The sequence below is a fragment of the Acinetobacter kanungonis genome (genome assembly GCF_009939195.1).
Lineage (GTDB): Bacteria > Pseudomonadota > Gammaproteobacteria > Pseudomonadales > Moraxellaceae > Acinetobacter > Acinetobacter kanungonis.
In genome coordinates this window covers 544888-560593 of the sequence record NZ_JAACKC010000004.1, presented here as the reverse complement: position 1 = coordinate 560593, position 15706 = coordinate 544888, and the positions used below count along the sequence as shown (strand labels likewise).

Genomic DNA, 15706 nt, shown 5'->3' with positions numbered 1-15706 from the left:
AGTTAGGGGGTGTTTTTTATTGCATATCAAAAAATCCCTGCGCTTCTCACTCGTTTTATGCTAAATCTGATAAGTACAAAAATTATAAGTTGAAATTTTATGAAAGTAACAAATATATTTGATTCACTTCCGCATAATTTAAATAAGGAGGTTTTTGAGAATCTAGTCAGTTCCTCTGTAGTCAGAATAGAACGTATTGTATCAAAAGGGCAAAGCTCACCTGACAAGGGTTGGTATGATCAGGAAGAAAATGAGTGGGTTATGGTTGTTGAGGGAAATGCCTGCTTGGAATTTGAGGATGGTTCTAAAAGTGATTTATCCGCTGGCGATTTCATTAATATTCCAGCACATGTTAAGCATAAAGTACTTTGGACAGATTCTCTGCGGATTACAATTTGGCTTGCTGTCTTTTATTCTTCCTAATAGTTCTGAATGGACATTGTGGAATTCGAATTAGGCATATGATGTACCCTGAGTTTGTAGAAACAACTCATCGCAGACTTGTTTGGCATAAATATCTAAAGAGATGGTTTAAGCTTTAGCGGCCCTGCCAATATCACCTCATTTATCTGCTTCAAATTACTCAGGTAATAATCTGCTTAGCCTTATACATATTGTTAATTTGAGGGGGGAACATAGTGATGATATGGAGAACTGTTGATTACATAAATTATAGATAAAATTATAGATAAAACTTTGTATGATTTTTAATAAAATTATGCTATAAAATTATAAAGCGGCATAAAAATTGCTTATATTTTATGATTAATAATGAGTAGGGTTGTATGAAGTTATCGGTTGGACTGAAAGTTGCGAACTCATTGTCATTGACACCTCAATTGCAACAAGCCATTCGTTTGCTTCAATTATCAAGTTTAGAGTTAGAACAAGAAATTCAAATTCAACTCGACAGTAACCCATTATTAGAAAAAGTAGAAGAGCAAAATAGTGTCGAAAGTTTATCGAACTTAGAAAAAGAACAAGATAATAGTGATTTAACCAATGAATTAAATGCAGATCATTTACCTGACGACTTACCTGTGGATACCGATTGGGATGATGTCTATACTCATCAATCAACCAGTTTAGGCAGTGCTGAATTTGAAGAGCGAGAGGATAATCGCCAAGGACATCTCGGTTTAAAAGAGCATATGCTGGAACAGATTAATCTGCTGCATTTCTCTCAAATCGATCGTTTAATTGCTTACTGCATCATTGATTCTTTAGATGATAAAGGATTTTTAGATGTAGAAATTTCGGAAATTACTTCGTCTGTTCAACATCTTTTAGAAAGTATGGATTATGACGAAGAAATCGAAGATGATGAAGTCCTTGTGGTCTTAAAGCATATTCAGCGTCTTGACCCGATCGGGATTGGTTCACGAAATCTGGCTGAATGTTTAATGGTGCAACTGGAAAGCTTACCAGTACAAACGGCTTATCGAAATGAGGCAATTATTCTACTGAAGCACTATGAGTTGTTGATTTCGAATGAACTCGCTAAGTTGCTTAAGCAAACAGGCCTAAATACCGACCAGTTAAAGTCCGCTGTGAATTTATTAAAAACCTTAAAAGCATATCCGGGACTAGAATTTGAAGATAAAGACTCTGATTATCAAATTCCTGATGTGGTGGTTATGAAACGTAATGATCATTGGCAAGTCCAATTGAATCCTGATGTGATGCCAAAACTAAGAATCAACTCGTTCTATGCCAATATGATTCGTCGGGCAGATCAAAGCGATGAAAATCAATATTTGCGTAATCAAATGCTGGAAGCGAAGAATTTTATTAAAAGTGTTGATGAACGACACAAGACTTTGCTGAAAGTAGCTTCTTGTATTGTCGAGCATCAAAAAGCATTTTTAGAGATCGGGGCTGAAGGCATGAAGCCTTTGGTACTGCGTGATATTGCTGAAGAAGTGGAATTGCATGAGTCGACCGTTTCGCGTGTAACGACCAATAAATATATGTTAACCCCGCGCGGTTTATTTGAGTTGAAATACTTTTTCTCAAGCCATGTGGGAACGACTTCTGGTGGTGAAGCATCTTCAACCGCGATTCGTGCAAAAATTAAAAAAATGATTGCTGAAGAAAATGTACGTAAGCCTTTGTCAGATAATGCGATTGCGAATATGTTGAAGGAAGAGGGGATTGATGTGGCACGACGTACGGTGGCAAAGTATCGTGAATCGTTACATATTCCGTCATCTTCTGAGCGAAAAGTCTTGATCTAAAATTTAAAGTATGACTATTCTAGAGATTCATTATGACGAAATAATGAATCTCTTTTTTTATTTTAAAGGATGGTTGAAATGATTTGATCAGATTGTGCAGATTCTTTTTCTGGCTGTGAAGCATTTCGGCTGTACCTTTGCTAATCCTAAAGAAGGTGAGGGATAGAATTATGCAAATAACAATTCGTGGTCATCATTTAACTATCACCCCTGCAATCGAAGAAAATATTCGTGAAAAATTTGCCCAAATGACGAAGCATTTAGATCAAGTCAACAGTATGCAGGTGAAGCTGTCTAAAGATCATCAAATTGATAAACATTCTAAAAAAGGAAGTGCGAATCATATTGCGGAAGCTATTATTCGTTTACCTGGTATAGAGTTGTTCGCACAGGCCACGGCAGATGATATGTACACTTCAATTAAAAAATTGACGGAAAAATTAAAACGACAATTACACAAACATCGTGAATTACAAATGGATCATGCACCAGTTTTAGCTTAATCTGGATTCCGATCTGAGGAGGTTTTGATAAACCTCCTTTTTTTATCGATAAAAATTGTGCGATGACTGCTGTATTTTACTTGATTTATAGTAAAATGGCGGGTTTTACACCATTGGTCCTGTATTGAGGTCTTTGTCATGAATAGTGAACAGCTCACTGAAATTTTAAAAGCTGCTTTTCCTGAAGCTGAAGTTGCAGTTAGTGGGCAAGCTGGCAAGTTTGATCTTCGAATTGTTGATGATCAGTTTGAAGGTAAGCGTCCTGTTGCGCGTCAACAGACTGTTTATGCTCCCTTGAACTCTTATATAGCCAGTGGTGAAGTGCATGCTGTGACCATCCGCGCAATGACAAAAGAAGAATGGCGCAAAGCAAGCCTTTTTGGAGCTTAAGATTTAATGGATAAATTTTTAATTCAGGGTGGTACCAAGCTCGAAGGCGAAGTTCGAATTTCAGGTGCAAAAAATGCTGCACTGCCTTTGCTTGCCGCCATGATTTTGGCTGACTCTCCAATTACATTAACCAATGTCCCGCATTTAAAAGATGTAAATACGTTGGTGAAGTTGATTGCAGGCTTAGGCATCACCATGACTTATGAAGGTGATACGGTTACTGCGGACACCTCGACTTTAGACAACCAGTTTGCACCTTATGAATTGGTTAAAACCATGCGTGCATCCATCTTAGTGCTTGGTCCTTTGGTTGCTCGTTATGGTAGTGCGAAAGTTTCTTTACCGGGCGGTTGTGCAATTGGTTCACGTCCAGTAGATCAGCATTTAAAAGCCTTAGAAGCTTTGGGTGCTGAAATTGAAGTTGAAAATGGTTATGTACATGCCAAAGTCGACGGTCGCTTAAAAGGTGGCGAAGTTGTCTTTGACATGGTGACCGTGGGTGGTACTGAAAATATCTTAATGGCGGCAGTTTTAGCTGATGGTGTTACTACCATTCGTAATGCTGCACGTGAACCTGAAATTACCGATCTTGCGAAAATGCTGATTAAGATGGGTGCAAAAATTGAAGGTTTGGATACAGATACCTTGATCGTGACGGGCGTAGAAAGCCTACATGGCTGTGAATATGCAGTCGTTGCGGATCGTATCGAGACGGGTTCATATTTAGCTGCCGCTGCGATTACGGGCGGACGTGTAAAAACCACTCATACCGATCCATCTTTGCTTGAATCTGTCCTAGACAAGTTCGAGGAAATGGGCGCAGAAGTGACCCGTGGCGATGACTGGATTGAACTGGATATGATGGGCAAACGTCCGAAAGCCGTCAGCTTCCGTACTCTTCCACATCCTGAATTTCCAACCGACATGCAAGCACAGTTGATGGCTGTAAATGTGATTGGTCGTGGATTTGCTACAATTTCTGAAACGATTTTTGAAAACCGTTTTATGCATGTGCCTGAATTGTCTCGTATGGGGGCAAATATTGAAGTTGAAGGCAATGATGCAATTGTGACAGGTGTTGAAAAACTTTCTGCTGCACCAGTAATGGCAACAGATTTACGTGCATCTTTTTCTTTGGTATTGGCGGCATTGGCTGCTGAAGGAGAAACCTTGATTGACCGAATTTATCATATTGATCGCGGTTATGAAGAGGTTGAAGCAAAATTACAAGGTTTAGGTGCTCAAATTAAGCGAGTAAGTGCATGAGTGACATGAGAAACGATGATCCGAATTTCAACGTAATGGGTAATTTTGATCATGGTTTAACATTGGCATTAAGTAAGGGGCGTATTCTCAAGGAAACTTTACCTTTACTTGAAACAGCGGGTATTAATTTACTCGAAGATCCTGATAAATCACGTAAATTGATTTTTCCTACTACGCATAAACAAGTCCGTATCTTAATTTTACGTGCTTCGGATGTGCCGACGTATGTGGAAAATGGGGCGGCGGATTTAGGCGTTGCAGGTAAAGATGTTCTGATGGAGCATGGGGCACAAAATGTCTACGAACCATTAGATCTTAAAATTGCCAACTGCAAGTTGATGACCGCAGGTAAGGTTGGTATGGAACGTCCGAAAGGCCGTCTGAAGATTGCCACCAAATATGTCAACTTAACCCGTCAATACTATGCCAGCCTAGGTGAGCAAGTCGACGTGATTAAGCTGTATGGCTCTATGGAGCTTGCACCTTTGGTGGGTTTAGGTGATTACATTGTCGATGTCGTGGATACAGGAAATACCTTGCGTGCCAACGGCTTAGAGCCATTGGAAGAAATTTGCAAAGTGTCTTCGCGTTTGATCGTGAACAAAGCCAGTTTTAAACGTAAACAAGCCTTGTTAAATCCAATTCTTGCACAGTTAGAAACAGCCGTTGAAGATCGTCAAAAAGCCAAACAAGCCTAATCAAAACGATATTCTAAAACCGTCCTTTGGGACGGTTTTTTTATGTTCTAAGAAGTAGAATAAAATCCTGATGTCAAAATGGCTGGCTAAATTAGCTATGAATGGTTGAAAGCCACAGAATTTTTTATTGATCAAAGTCATTTCCGATGGGACTAAGTTGAATTGCTGATGTTATCTTGCCCACAACCTCATGGAAACAAGGTAAACTAACGCTTTCTAACTCAAACCTTGTGGGTAAATTGATGCGACGTTTATCGACTCAAGATCAAAACTTCAAGCAAGCTTTTGCTGACTTGTTAGCTTTTGAAACTGTAAGTGATCCTGAACTTTTAAAAACCGTAGACCAAATCATCGCTGATGTTCGTCAGCATGGTGATGCTCATGTTCTTAAACTTACCCAGCAGTTCGATCGACATCCAGCGCATCAATTTTCAGATCTAGAACTGACCCAAGCAGAACTAAAAACAGCATTTGAAGGCTTAGATTTGGAAGTGCGAGAAGCACTTGAGTTTGCGGCAGAACGAATTCGTGAATTTCACCAAGCGCAAAAACAAGAAGGCTGGACTTATGTGGATGCTTTAGGTAATACACTTGGGCAAAAAGTTACGCCTTTAGATCGCGTGGGGATTTATGTTCCAGGTGGTTTAGCCTCTTATCCATCTTCAGTGTTGATGAATGCGGTCCCTGCGCATGTGGCGGGTGTGCTTGAAATCATTATGGTGGTTCCCGCGCCGAATGGTGAATTAAATCCATTGGTGCTCGCGGCTGCTTATTTAGCGGGAGTGACACGTGTATTTACCATTGGTGGTGCTCAAGCGGTTGCTGCTTTGGCCTATGGCACTGAAACCGTTCCTTGCGTAGACAAAATTACTGGTCCTGGTAACCGTTTTGTTGCGGCTGCGAAGCGTGCAGTGTTTGGGCAAGTGGGTATCGACATGATTGCGGGTCCTTCAGAAATTTTAGTTTATGCTGAAGGCGAAAATGATGCGAAGTGGTTAGCGATGGATGTCTTGTCTCAAGCTGAGCATGACACGGTTGCGCAAGCCATCTTTATTACCCCAGACGAACAATTGCTGAATGATGTCGCGCAAGCCGTCGAAGAGCATTTGGCCGTCTTGCCAAAAGCCGAAATTGCTCGTACATCAATTGCAAACCGTGGAGCATTAATACTGGTTAAAGATCGTCAAGAAGCAATTGATTTGATTAATCAAGTAGCACCAGAGCATTTAGAGTTGTGCTTAGATGAAGCACAAGAGATGTCTGAAAACATTCGTCATGCTGGCGCAATTTTTATGGGCAGATATACCCCAGAAGCGATTGGTGACTATTGTGCAGGTCCGAACCATGTCTTACCCACTTCGGGTACGGCACGCTTTTCGTCGCCACTTGGTGTCTATGATTTCCAAAAGCGCTCAAGTCTGATTATGTGCTCTCAAGCTGGGGTCAAACCTTTGGCGAAAACCGCGGATATCTTGGCACAACAAGAGAATCTGGATGCCCATGCTCGCTCGGCACGTTATCGCTATCAATAATCCAATTACATGTGTATATGCTTAGCTGGTGAGTTGTATTGAATACATCTGAGCTAAGCATATCACACCCCGAATATCGCAGTTTGGGATAGGTTTTCACCTTTCCCAAATTTTCTTCAAAGAGAGGAAGACTTACGCCAGTAAGTTGAAAAAAAGAGATTAATAATGTCTACAATTACTACAGCACAAATGCGTTTTTGGAGTCCTGTGGTCCGTGAGTTAGAACCTTATGTGCCAGGCGAACAACCGAAAATTCAAAACTTATTAAAATTAAACACCAATGAGAATCCTTATCCACCATCTCCTAAAGTGGTGGAGGCCGTACAAGCGGTTTTAGCCAATTCTGCGGATGCATTGCGGTTATATCCCGATCCAGATGCATCTGCGCTTAAACAGGCTATTGCAAAACAACAGCAGGTGGATGTTGCTCAGGTTTTTGTTGGCAATGGTTCAGATGAAGTTCTGGCACATATTTTTAAAGCCTTCTTTATTCAAGAACAGCCGATTCTTTATCCTGATATTACTTATAGTTTTTATCCTGTATATAGCCAGTTCTTTGGGGTGAAAACGCACGTTCTCCCCTTAAATGATGACTTTGAAATTGTTGTCACAGATTATAAGCAAGCCAATGGCGGTATCATTATTACTAATCCAAATGCACCGACCAGTATTGCTTTAGGTTTGGATGCAATTGAAGAAGTGTTGCAAGCCAATCCGGATTCGGTGGTGGTGATTGATGAAGCTTATGTCGATTTTGGTGCTGAATCTGCTGTGAAATTGGTGGAAAAGTATGAAAATTTGGTGGTCTGCCAAACCACATCTAAGTCACGCTCTTTGGCGGGATTACGTGTTGGTTTTGCGATTGCCCAGCCACATTTGATTGCTGCTCTGGAAGCCGTGAAAAATAGCTTTAACTCATATCCAATAGATCGCTTTGCGATAGCAGCCGCAGTCGCTTCATTTGAAGATCAGGCTTATTTTGAGCAGCAATGTGAGAAAGTTATCCAGAGCCGTGAAAAATTGGTCAGTGAATTGCAGGCGATAGGTTTCGTGGTGTTGCCATCTAAAGCCAATTTTATTTTTGCATCTTTACCAGGTAAAGATGCAGGTGAATTGGCGGCTGAATTACGTGCGTGTGGCATTATTGTGCGTTATTTCAATAAGCCACGAATCAATCAATTCTTGCGTATTACCATTGGTACAGATGAGCAAAATCAACGTTTGGTTGAGACCTTGAAGCAAGATATTTTGCCTTAAGACTTCGTTTTCTGCCATGTATTGAGTAAATTCAACATGGCAGAAACCTTATCAAAACATTCCTGATATTCTGCATCACAGTCCGAGGCAATGGTGATTCCACCACCTGCCCACAAAGAAATCTCTTGTTGATATTTCTGAATAGAACGAATCAGAATATTCCATGAACCCGTTCCATCAAAATTAAAATATCCCATCGAGCCACAATATGCACCGCGTGGTGCACCTTCTAGTTCTTCAATAATTTGCATGGCCCGAATTTTGGGTGCGCCTGTAATGGAACCCCCCGGCAGAGCCGCGAGTAACACATCCAAGGCTTTTACCTCAGGTTGAAGTGTCGCAGTGACTTCACTGACCATATGATGCACTTGATTAAAGGATTCAATGGCAAATAATTTCGGGGTTTTAACACTTCCCGTTTCGGCATACATACTTAAATCATTACGCAGTAAATCTACAATCATCACATTTTCAGCCTGATCTTTTGCGGAATGCTGTAATTGTAATTTGGATTGCAGATCTTGCTCTTGATCCGCGTAGCGTGGCATGGTGCCTTTAATCGGTTTGGTGACCAGTTTCCGCTTGGCAAGAAACTCAATAAATAGCTCAGGTGAACAACTGAGCAGCTCGAATGCTTCTGTTTTTAAATAGCCTGAATAAGGCGCATCAGTCAGTTGCCAGAACTCTTGTGCGACTGAAAGTAAGCGACCATCAGCCTGTCCGACAAACTCCTGAGTCAGGTTTATTTGATAACAATCACCTGCTTTAATATATTCCTGAACTTGTGCAAAAGCTGCTTGATATTGTTGTTTATTCCAACGTGCTTGGCAGGGTTGAGCGAGCTGTAATGGAGCTGTTTTAGGACAAGTCTCTAGCTTGCTTTGAATCAAGGCATAGATTTGGTCTGCTCCAGGTTCATCGCTATAAAAACACCAACCATCATCGTTCAGTTTTAAATAATTTTTGAATAAACCCAGCCAATAAGATGGTTGATTTTTTGAGTGAACTTTCACTTGCTGTGCGCTGGCATAGTCATAACTGACAAAGCCCATGACACCACCACAAAAACCAGCAGTATTTTCTGGGGAATGCTCAGTTTGCTCGAAACTCAGATGCGATTGAATTGGGAGATATTCGCATAAATCATTCCTTTGATACGTGTGACGAATACCTTGTTGGATATATTCAAATTGCAGGGGGAGAAATGCAATCACGGGTGCTGAATTATTTTTTAAATAAATTAAATGAGGCAAATCATCAAGGCGAGCAAGAATTTCTTGAGCATTAAGATTTTGATCAGAAATAACTTCTTTGAAAAAAGAGGGGGTGGTCATACGCTTAGGAAAAGCTGGCATTAAAACTATATTTTACATTTTACTCGAATGTGAATGAAACAACACGGTAAATACCGTTTGTCGGTAAGATTCATATTGCGACCAACAGCAGTTGAACAAAAAATAACAGACATATAACGTTGTCAATGCCAACGGATCGCTCAAGGAAAAATGTAGCGCTGTCGAAAAACAAATAAAACAGCGGGTACATCGAGTGGTTGACATTAAAGAAAAATAATACTCTTGGGAGAGTGGAACATGAAAAATTTGACTAAACTTGTTTTAGTTTCTTCGATGGCTATTAGCGCGAATGCGATGGCTATGCAAGCAATGGATGATGCTGCATTAAGCGCGGCAACTGGTCAAGATGGTTTAAATATCGGTATTGGCATTTCTAAAGTTGAAATTGAAAAACTCTTCATTCATGACAATGATGGTTTGGCAACGGCAGCTTTGGGTGGTACTTCTACTGCGGGTGCAATTGTGATTAAGGGCAATGCTAAAACGGGTGATGCCAATGAAACCAAAGGTATTGTGATTGGTGCGAACTATGACAATGCTGGCGCCTACTTACTTGCTTCACGTAACTTGGCAGATTTAACGATTGATACTGATGCAGGTACGACGGGAACTGGGGGGGCATTCCTTAACATTGGTGCACAAGTTTCTGGTTTAGATATCAAAATTGGTGAAATTGGGGTAACAGGTTCAGGTGCACTTCCAACGGCAGCCTCTACCAGTATTCGCCGTGGTGGAGATGATGCAAACTACAATGCGATCTTGTCTGGCCTATCTTTAAAAACAGGTCCAATGTCTGCCAATATTCAATTGGGTGCAGCTCCTCAAGGTGCGATGGTGAAATTAAATGCACAAATGATTGGTGGTCTTGAAATTACTAATCTTGGTATCTTAGATAACTCAACTAAACAAGGTAATGGTGATGGTACTGCGGGTAACCGTGCAGCAGGTCAAATCTTTGTGGATAGCATTAAAGTGGCAGATGCAAATGCCAAAAACTTGACTTTGAACCAAGCGATCAGCGTGATTGGTGCCGAAGGCACATCTAAAGGTTATTTACGCATTATCAGTTCTAGCGGTGCTGTAGATAACTATGTGAAAGGTGTGCATTTAGGTAGCCAAGGTGCGTCATCAATTGGTGATGTTGAAGTACAGGGTTTACAAACCTATTACAGTACAGCACCTATGACATATACCCCAGGTGCGGTGATTACCATTTCTGGTCACTAAGTTTATGATTTTAAAAGCGCGTGAATTCACGCGCTTTTTTACAAAAAATATTCAGTCATCGAGAAATGTAAGAAAAAGCTGTTTCTTTTTGAAAAAAATAGGTATCTTTCAAAAGACAAGGAAGTATAGAGTTTTTACTCTAGAAAAATAATAAAATTCAGGCACATCATGCCGAAAACTTAAAAGTTAGGGAATATGTTAGAGATCGCATTAGGCTCGGCATTGATGTTTTATTTTGCCACTCAAGCCTTTGAAATAAAAGAAAAATCACCTGAAACAGTCTATTACACAGAAACCTTAGATTCACGGCAGGACTCCTTTACCCGCATGCATCGTGAAACCGTACAAATTCAACCTGCACTTATTGATCAATTCCGTGGCATTGTCCGTCAAGCCTACGATTACAGTTGTGGCTCCGCTGCATTAACAACCTTGCTCAATGGTTATGTCGGGACTCAACTAACAGAGCAACAGACCATGACGGGTCTGCTTAAATTTGGTGAGTCCGAGCGAATTATTGAGCGTCGCAGTTTTTCTTTGTTGGATATGAAACGCTTTGTGGCTGCATTAGGACTCGAAAGTGGTGGCTATAAGGGGGCATTTGAAGATCTGGTTGCACAGGGGCAACCTGCGATTGTTCCTATTTCTTATGCAGGTTTTAAGCATTTTGTGGTGTACAAGGCGTACAAGGATGGCCGTGTTTATGTGGCAGATCCAGCCCTCGGTAATATTAGTTTTGATGAAGAACGCTTTAAACAGGTTTGGGAAAATAACACCTTGTTTTTAATTAGTGTGCCGCCAGAACAACGTAAAAATTTATTGGCATTACAGGAAAGTGATATGCGTCATGTTGAGGATGCAACAGTGAACCGTTATGCACTGGTTGATATTCAGTATCCTCAGTTTTATATGGAAAAACTGGCGGATCGGGGGGCAACCACCTCAAGAATTGTCAATAATAACCCTGAATCCGAGATGAACGGCCAATATGTTGATCGACATTTACGCCTATATTACAAGAGCAAATAGCACGGTTTAAAGCAAATAAAAAAAGAATAGAGTGGACGGAAATGAAAAATCAATGGATGAATAAAACATTATTGCTCCTGAGTATCCAAGTCTTGATGGGGACTGCTTATGCAGCGGATACCGTAACAGAAGCGCAAGGAACGACAGCTTCAGCAAATGTGGAAAATGAGAGTGTTGCCAATCCTCAAGAGGCATCAACGGCCTTGCAGCAACAAGAGGGGGACGCCACTAAACAGACGAATTTGGAAGAAGTTTTCACCTCAAATGAGCGTCAATATTCCTTGATTAAAAGAGGGGATATTTCTGCATTTTATGATGTGGATTATACCTATTACCGCGATACCCAGTTAGATTTAGAGATGGCTCAGGGCAGTCTTTATCAGTTACGGGTACAGGAAAATGCCAGCCATACTTTAACCAATACCTTTACCGTGCAGTACGGGATATTGGATAACTTAACCTTTACTGCATCCTTACCTTTAGTCGCGAAAACTGACAATTTAAAAGATACCTCTACCGCTGGTTTAGGTGATATTTCTTTAGGCACACGTTGGGAACCCTTTCCGTTAAAAACAGGTCGTTTACCTTTAATTTTATTTGGCAATGTATCGACCAAAACTGGGGATAGTCCTTATGAAATTAATCCCACGACAGACTTGGCAACGGGCAAAGGCTATTACTCTGTTGGTGTAGGCGCGAGTACACGTAAGTATATTGATCCTGTGGTCTTGTTTGCATCTGTTTCTGCCAACTATGGATTTAAAGAAACGGGTTTAGATCAGCGCCGCGGTCCACGGGTAATTGAAGAGTTTGATCCTGGTATGAGTGGTGGCTTTTCATTTGGTTTCGCCTACTCCTTTAACTATGATGTTTCTATGACCATGTCATATCAACAAAGTTTCAATACTGGGGCAGAATTCTTATATACCTCGGGTGAAAGCTATTCTCCTGCCGACCAAACCAGTTCTACCTTTGCCATTTCATTGGGTGTACGCGTGTCACCTGAAACTATTGTAAATGGCACGCTAGGCATTGGCTTAACGGAAGATGCACCAGACGTATCTTTAGGCTTGTCTTTCCCGTTAGATATTGCAGGTTTCGGTAAAAAAATTAGCTAAGAGGGCAGTCGCATGTACAAGGTACGACTTAGCCCGTTAGTTTCAGCGATAATTTTATCGGGCTGTTCAAGTATGGCTTTTGCTCAACTTGGGCAAAATTTATCAGTAGATATTCGATCATTGGCCATGGGGAATGCGGTTACAGCCGATCCTCCAGGGGTCAGTGCAGTCCATTATAACCCAGCAGCACTCACCAAAATTGAAGGGCTGCAAACCGATGTGCAGGGCATTTTGGCTGACTTCAACATTAAGCGTCAGTATTCTGCACCTGAAGGCTATAACGTTTTTGGCTATTCAGATGATCCTTTGGTTTGTAATGATGGTCCAGAAGTCGCTTCAGATTTATGTACCGACTACAAAGGTGCGGTAAATGGCGATGTGGAATACATCAGCCTGTATGTGCCTTTTTTAAAGAAAGTGGTGGATTTAGGTGAAGGTATGCCGATGCTGGCGCCAACAGCAGGTGCTGCCTATAAGCCGCCAGGGTCAAAAACCACGTTTGCAACAGCCTTCTATGCCCCGTTGGTTGCGGGCTTTGGTGCTGAAAATGGTAATCCCAGTAATTTTATGGGGCAACAAGTTGCCTTAGAACGTTTTACCTATTTATCACCATCTATCGCTTATGAAGTCAATGATGAACTTTCGATTGGTGCTTCGGTGGGAATGTCTTATCAAGCTTTTGCTTTAAAAACCGATCTACGTTTTCCCAATGAAATGATTGGGATGCTGCGTATGATTGATGAGGTGGTGTGTACCCCGTTTAAAGACAATTCTGATGTCATCACCGACATTTTATTGCTCGGAATTTGTAATGCTGAAGAAGGCATGAATCCATTTGGCCGCTTTGGACGGATGGAAGTCGCTATGGAGCAGTCGCTGAGTCCGAGTTTTAACCTTGGGGTCATGTGGGAACCAACCGATGAGTTTAGTTTTGGTATGGTGTATCAAAGTGCAGCCAAAATGCGCTTAAAAGGGAAATACACCATTGATAACTCGAAGGCACCCCGTGAACTCATCAATGGTTTGATGTCTTCACCGACAGGACAGATTCTTGCGGCCATTCTTGGTTTTCCACAGAGTATTCCTGCGACTGAATCAGGTCTAGTGTCGATGGATTTTGAATATCCACAGCATATTCAGGCAGGGATCAAATATATGCTTCTGCCAGATTTACAAGTCAATTTTGATGTGGGCTGGACAGATTATCGCGCTTGGGACAAATTCAAGTTTGAATTTGACCGCTCCATTTCTGCTTTAAAAATTGCGAAATTGTTGTCGCCTGATATTACTGACAACAGTTTAGCCTTGCCGTTGAAGTTTGACTCACCTTGGAACTATGGCATTGGGATTGAATATTCGGCAACGGATCGTCTGAAATTACGTGCAGGATATGAGCCACGGACCAGCGCGATTCCAGATGATAAGCGCAATACCATGGTCCCAATTAACAATGCCCAATTATTCGGTTTAGGCGTCGGTTATCGTTTTGATGCCGATACTGATCTGGATTTATCCATTGGTTATTTACGCAGTAAAGATAGTATTCCTGCAAATACCAGTAGCTTATCCAACCAAACTGGGGTGAACAATATTTTGCTAAACCCTTATGCTGGATTAAACGTAAAAACTGAAACCAGTATCACAATCTTAGGCTTGAGTTATCGTACGAAATGGTAAAACACAATAACAAGAATCAGCTTTTCGCATGGGTGTCATCTTCTACGTGGGTATTATGTGGAATGCTGGCATTGCCTGCGCATGCGGGTGAGTTTTATACCATTATTGGTCCAGATGGTCGCCCAATGGTGATTCCGCGTGTGCCCTCGGAAACCAAGCAAGTTGAAACCAGAACTCAGTTGGAACCTCAACAAGTAGAGAAAATTGAATCGAGGTTAAGTCAAACCCAGCAGACACCGTCTGTTCAGACTGCTTTACCAGTAGCAAAAGGTCAGATCTCCCAAGCACAAACCGCAGTAACAGTTAAAGAAGAAACAGTAACTAAACCCCAGCCGCAATCGGTCAAGGGAAAACCCTCAATTTTCGCTCAGCAGTCGGAAGTTGTAGAAAATGTTCCAGCTAAGACTGTTGCACATCCAGCCAAACTTAAAACTCAAGTTGAGTCATCAGTTGCTGTAAGTGTGCAACCTGTAGAGACTCCGAAACAAGCATCTCCTGTGCTTGTGACAAACATGAGTCCTCAAGAAGTTACCTCATCAGCGCCAGTTAAAAACCCTGCGCTGAGCAATAAAAATACCCAAACGACCACAACCGCGAAACAGGTAGATCGTGCACTCCATAAGATTGAGGCCAATACAGCAATCGAAAAAGCCACACGCCTAGCAAGTCCTCCAATGGCTGTTCCTGTCTTATCGAAGTCGACTTCAGATGGATTTCTTGAAATCAATGGCGACCGTTATGTCAAAAATGAATATCTAGAAGGGCAAGAGTTTAATTTAGAAAATAAAAAACGCTTTTACGTGATGCCAGAAGGGGTGGTGGACAAAGAATTAGGTGCACCGCGCTTACAAGTGGTGGAACGTGAAAAAGGGGTGAACCAAGGTGTACTGGATCGACTTTTTAAATCCACACAATCTACTGAAAGTACAGTCATTACGTTATCAACCCAGTATTATCCAATCGCCAAAGATCAAGTGGTGCAGAGTCTGGGACAAGCGTGTTATAGCGATAAAAAAATCAAAAAAGCCAAAGTTCTGAAAGCACAGCAGGATGTCAATGTGTGGCCTCGGCAACCGTTGAAGGATCAGTTTGATTATGAGGTAGTTGCTGTTCAGGCCGGCATCAAAAATGTACAGCTCAGCTCTTATGCTTCTAGTCAGGATCAGCCGAGTTTTTACTGGCCTTTCGTGGCATTTTTAGACGAATCAGGATGCGTGATTGAAGGGGTAACGGGCTTTAAAAATCAGAATCGGGAAGAAAACAAGTATCGCTATGCAGTGATGGACGGCATGTTACAGCTGCCGACACAGACCCGTTATATTTTGATGACGCCATTACTTTCGGCAGTAGATGTTGAAGACCAAATATTAAGTAATCAAGGACAAATCAAACTAACAGCCATTCGTTAGTTGAGAAT

At 41.4% G+C, this 15706-nt stretch carries 14 protein-coding genes; 13 read left to right on the top strand and 1 reads right to left on the bottom strand.

Going from position 1 to position 15706, the window contains the following annotated elements:
• Positions 1–99 precede the first annotated feature (99 nt).
• From GWK51_RS10850 to hisC, 8 genes are all read left to right on the top strand, one after another.
• Entirely contained in the window at positions 100–423 is a 324-nt protein-coding gene (locus tag GWK51_RS10850; protein ID WP_161933698.1) for a cupin domain-containing protein, read from the top strand.
• A gap of 362 nt (positions 424–785) precedes the next feature.
• Entirely contained in the window at positions 786–2237 is a 1452-nt protein-coding gene (locus GWK51_RS10845; RefSeq protein WP_161933697.1) for an RNA polymerase factor sigma-54, read from the top strand.
• Between the two features lie 170 nt (positions 2238–2407).
• Entirely contained in the window at positions 2408–2740 is a 333-nt protein-coding gene (gene hpf, locus GWK51_RS10840; RefSeq protein WP_100242922.1) for a ribosome hibernation-promoting factor, HPF/YfiA family, read from the top strand.
• Between the two features lie 138 nt (positions 2741–2878).
• On the top strand, positions 2879–3130 hold the full coding sequence (gene ibaG / locus GWK51_RS10835; RefSeq protein WP_100242923.1) for a BolA family iron metabolism protein IbaG: 252 nt from the start codon (positions 2879–2881) through the stop codon (positions 3128–3130).
• A 6-nt stretch (positions 3131–3136) separates the two neighbouring features.
• Entirely contained in the window at positions 3137–4396 is a 1260-nt protein-coding gene (gene murA, locus GWK51_RS10830; protein ID WP_142767876.1) for a UDP-N-acetylglucosamine 1-carboxyvinyltransferase, read from the top strand.
• Complete coding sequence (hisG, locus tag GWK51_RS10825) at positions 4393–5094, top strand: ATP phosphoribosyltransferase (RefSeq protein WP_100242925.1); 702 nt, start codon at positions 4393–4395, stop codon at positions 5092–5094. The genes murA and hisG overlap by 4 nt, the downstream gene beginning before the upstream one ends.
• 230 nt (positions 5095–5324) lie before the next feature.
• Entirely contained in the window at positions 5325–6626 is a 1302-nt protein-coding gene (gene hisD / locus GWK51_RS10820) for a histidinol dehydrogenase (RefSeq protein ID WP_161933718.1), read from the top strand.
• 165 nt (positions 6627–6791) lie between these two features.
• Entirely contained in the window at positions 6792–7883 is a 1092-nt protein-coding gene (gene hisC / locus GWK51_RS10815; protein WP_161933696.1) for a histidinol-phosphate transaminase, read from the top strand.
• On the opposite strand, the gene GWK51_RS10810 is transcribed toward hisC, so the two are convergent.
• Entirely contained in the window at positions 7880–9217 is a 1338-nt protein-coding gene (locus GWK51_RS10810) for an anthranilate synthase component I family protein (RefSeq protein WP_161933717.1), read from the bottom strand. The genes hisC and GWK51_RS10810 overlap by 4 nt on opposite strands.
• Before the next feature lie 258 nt (positions 9218–9475).
• Between GWK51_RS10810 and filA the strand changes: the two genes are divergently transcribed.
• The 5 genes from filA to filE all read left to right on the top strand — a co-directional run bounded on the left by filA (position 9476) and on the right by filE (position 15698).
• Complete coding sequence (gene filA, locus GWK51_RS10805) at positions 9476–10465, top strand: putative pilus system protein FilA (RefSeq protein ID WP_161933695.1); 990 nt, start codon at positions 9476–9478, stop codon at positions 10463–10465.
• Between the two features lie 195 nt (positions 10466–10660).
• Positions 10661–11494 (top strand): putative pilus system C39 family peptidase FilB, encoded by an 834-nt coding sequence (gene filB / locus GWK51_RS10800; RefSeq protein ID WP_161933694.1) that lies wholly within the window; start codon positions 10661–10663, stop codon positions 11492–11494.
• 41 nt (positions 11495–11535) lie between these two features.
• Complete coding sequence (filC, locus tag GWK51_RS10795) at positions 11536–12612, top strand: putative pilus system protein FilC (RefSeq protein WP_161933693.1); 1077 nt, start codon at positions 11536–11538, stop codon at positions 12610–12612.
• A 12-nt stretch (positions 12613–12624) separates the two neighbouring features.
• Positions 12625–14289: a putative pilus system OmpP1/FadL family transporter FilD gene (gene filD, locus GWK51_RS10790; RefSeq protein ID WP_161933692.1), complete on the top strand. Its 1665-nt coding sequence runs from the start codon at positions 12625–12627 to the stop codon at positions 14287–14289.
• The gene (filE, locus tag GWK51_RS10785) at positions 14283–15698 is read left to right on the top strand and encodes a putative pilus assembly protein FilE (protein ID WP_161933691.1); all 1416 of its coding nucleotides are present in this window, start codon (positions 14283–14285) and stop codon (positions 15696–15698) included. Before filD ends, filE begins: the two co-directional genes overlap by 7 nt.
• Positions 15699–15706 lie beyond the last annotated feature (8 nt).

Coding starts and splice junctions, on each gene's coding strand:
- filA (WP_161933695.1), top strand. CDS start 9,476: ATGAAAAATTTGACTAAACTTGTTTTAGTTTCTTCGATGGCTATTAGC.
- GWK51_RS10810 (WP_161933717.1), bottom strand. CDS start 9,217: ATGACCACCCCCTCTTTTTTCAAAGAAGTTATTTCTGATCAAAATCTT.
- hpf (WP_100242922.1), top strand. CDS start 2,408: ATGCAAATAACAATTCGTGGTCATCATTTAACTATCACCCCTGCAATC.
- GWK51_RS10845 (WP_161933697.1), top strand. CDS start 786: ATGAAGTTATCGGTTGGACTGAAAGTTGCGAACTCATTGTCATTGACA.
- ibaG (WP_100242923.1), top strand. CDS start 2,879: ATGAATAGTGAACAGCTCACTGAAATTTTAAAAGCTGCTTTTCCTGAA.
- filE (WP_161933691.1), top strand. CDS start 14,283: ATGGTAAAACACAATAACAAGAATCAGCTTTTCGCATGGGTGTCATCT.
- murA (WP_142767876.1), top strand. CDS start 3,137: ATGGATAAATTTTTAATTCAGGGTGGTACCAAGCTCGAAGGCGAAGTT.
- hisG (WP_100242925.1), top strand. CDS start 4,393: ATGAGTGACATGAGAAACGATGATCCGAATTTCAACGTAATGGGTAAT.
- filC (WP_161933693.1), top strand. CDS start 11,536: ATGAAAAATCAATGGATGAATAAAACATTATTGCTCCTGAGTATCCAA.
- hisC (WP_161933696.1), top strand. CDS start 6,792: ATGTCTACAATTACTACAGCACAAATGCGTTTTTGGAGTCCTGTGGTC.
- filD (WP_161933692.1), top strand. CDS start 12,625: ATGTACAAGGTACGACTTAGCCCGTTAGTTTCAGCGATAATTTTATCG.
- filB (WP_161933694.1), top strand. CDS start 10,661: ATGTTAGAGATCGCATTAGGCTCGGCATTGATGTTTTATTTTGCCACT.
- GWK51_RS10850 (WP_161933698.1), top strand. CDS start 100: ATGAAAGTAACAAATATATTTGATTCACTTCCGCATAATTTAAATAAG.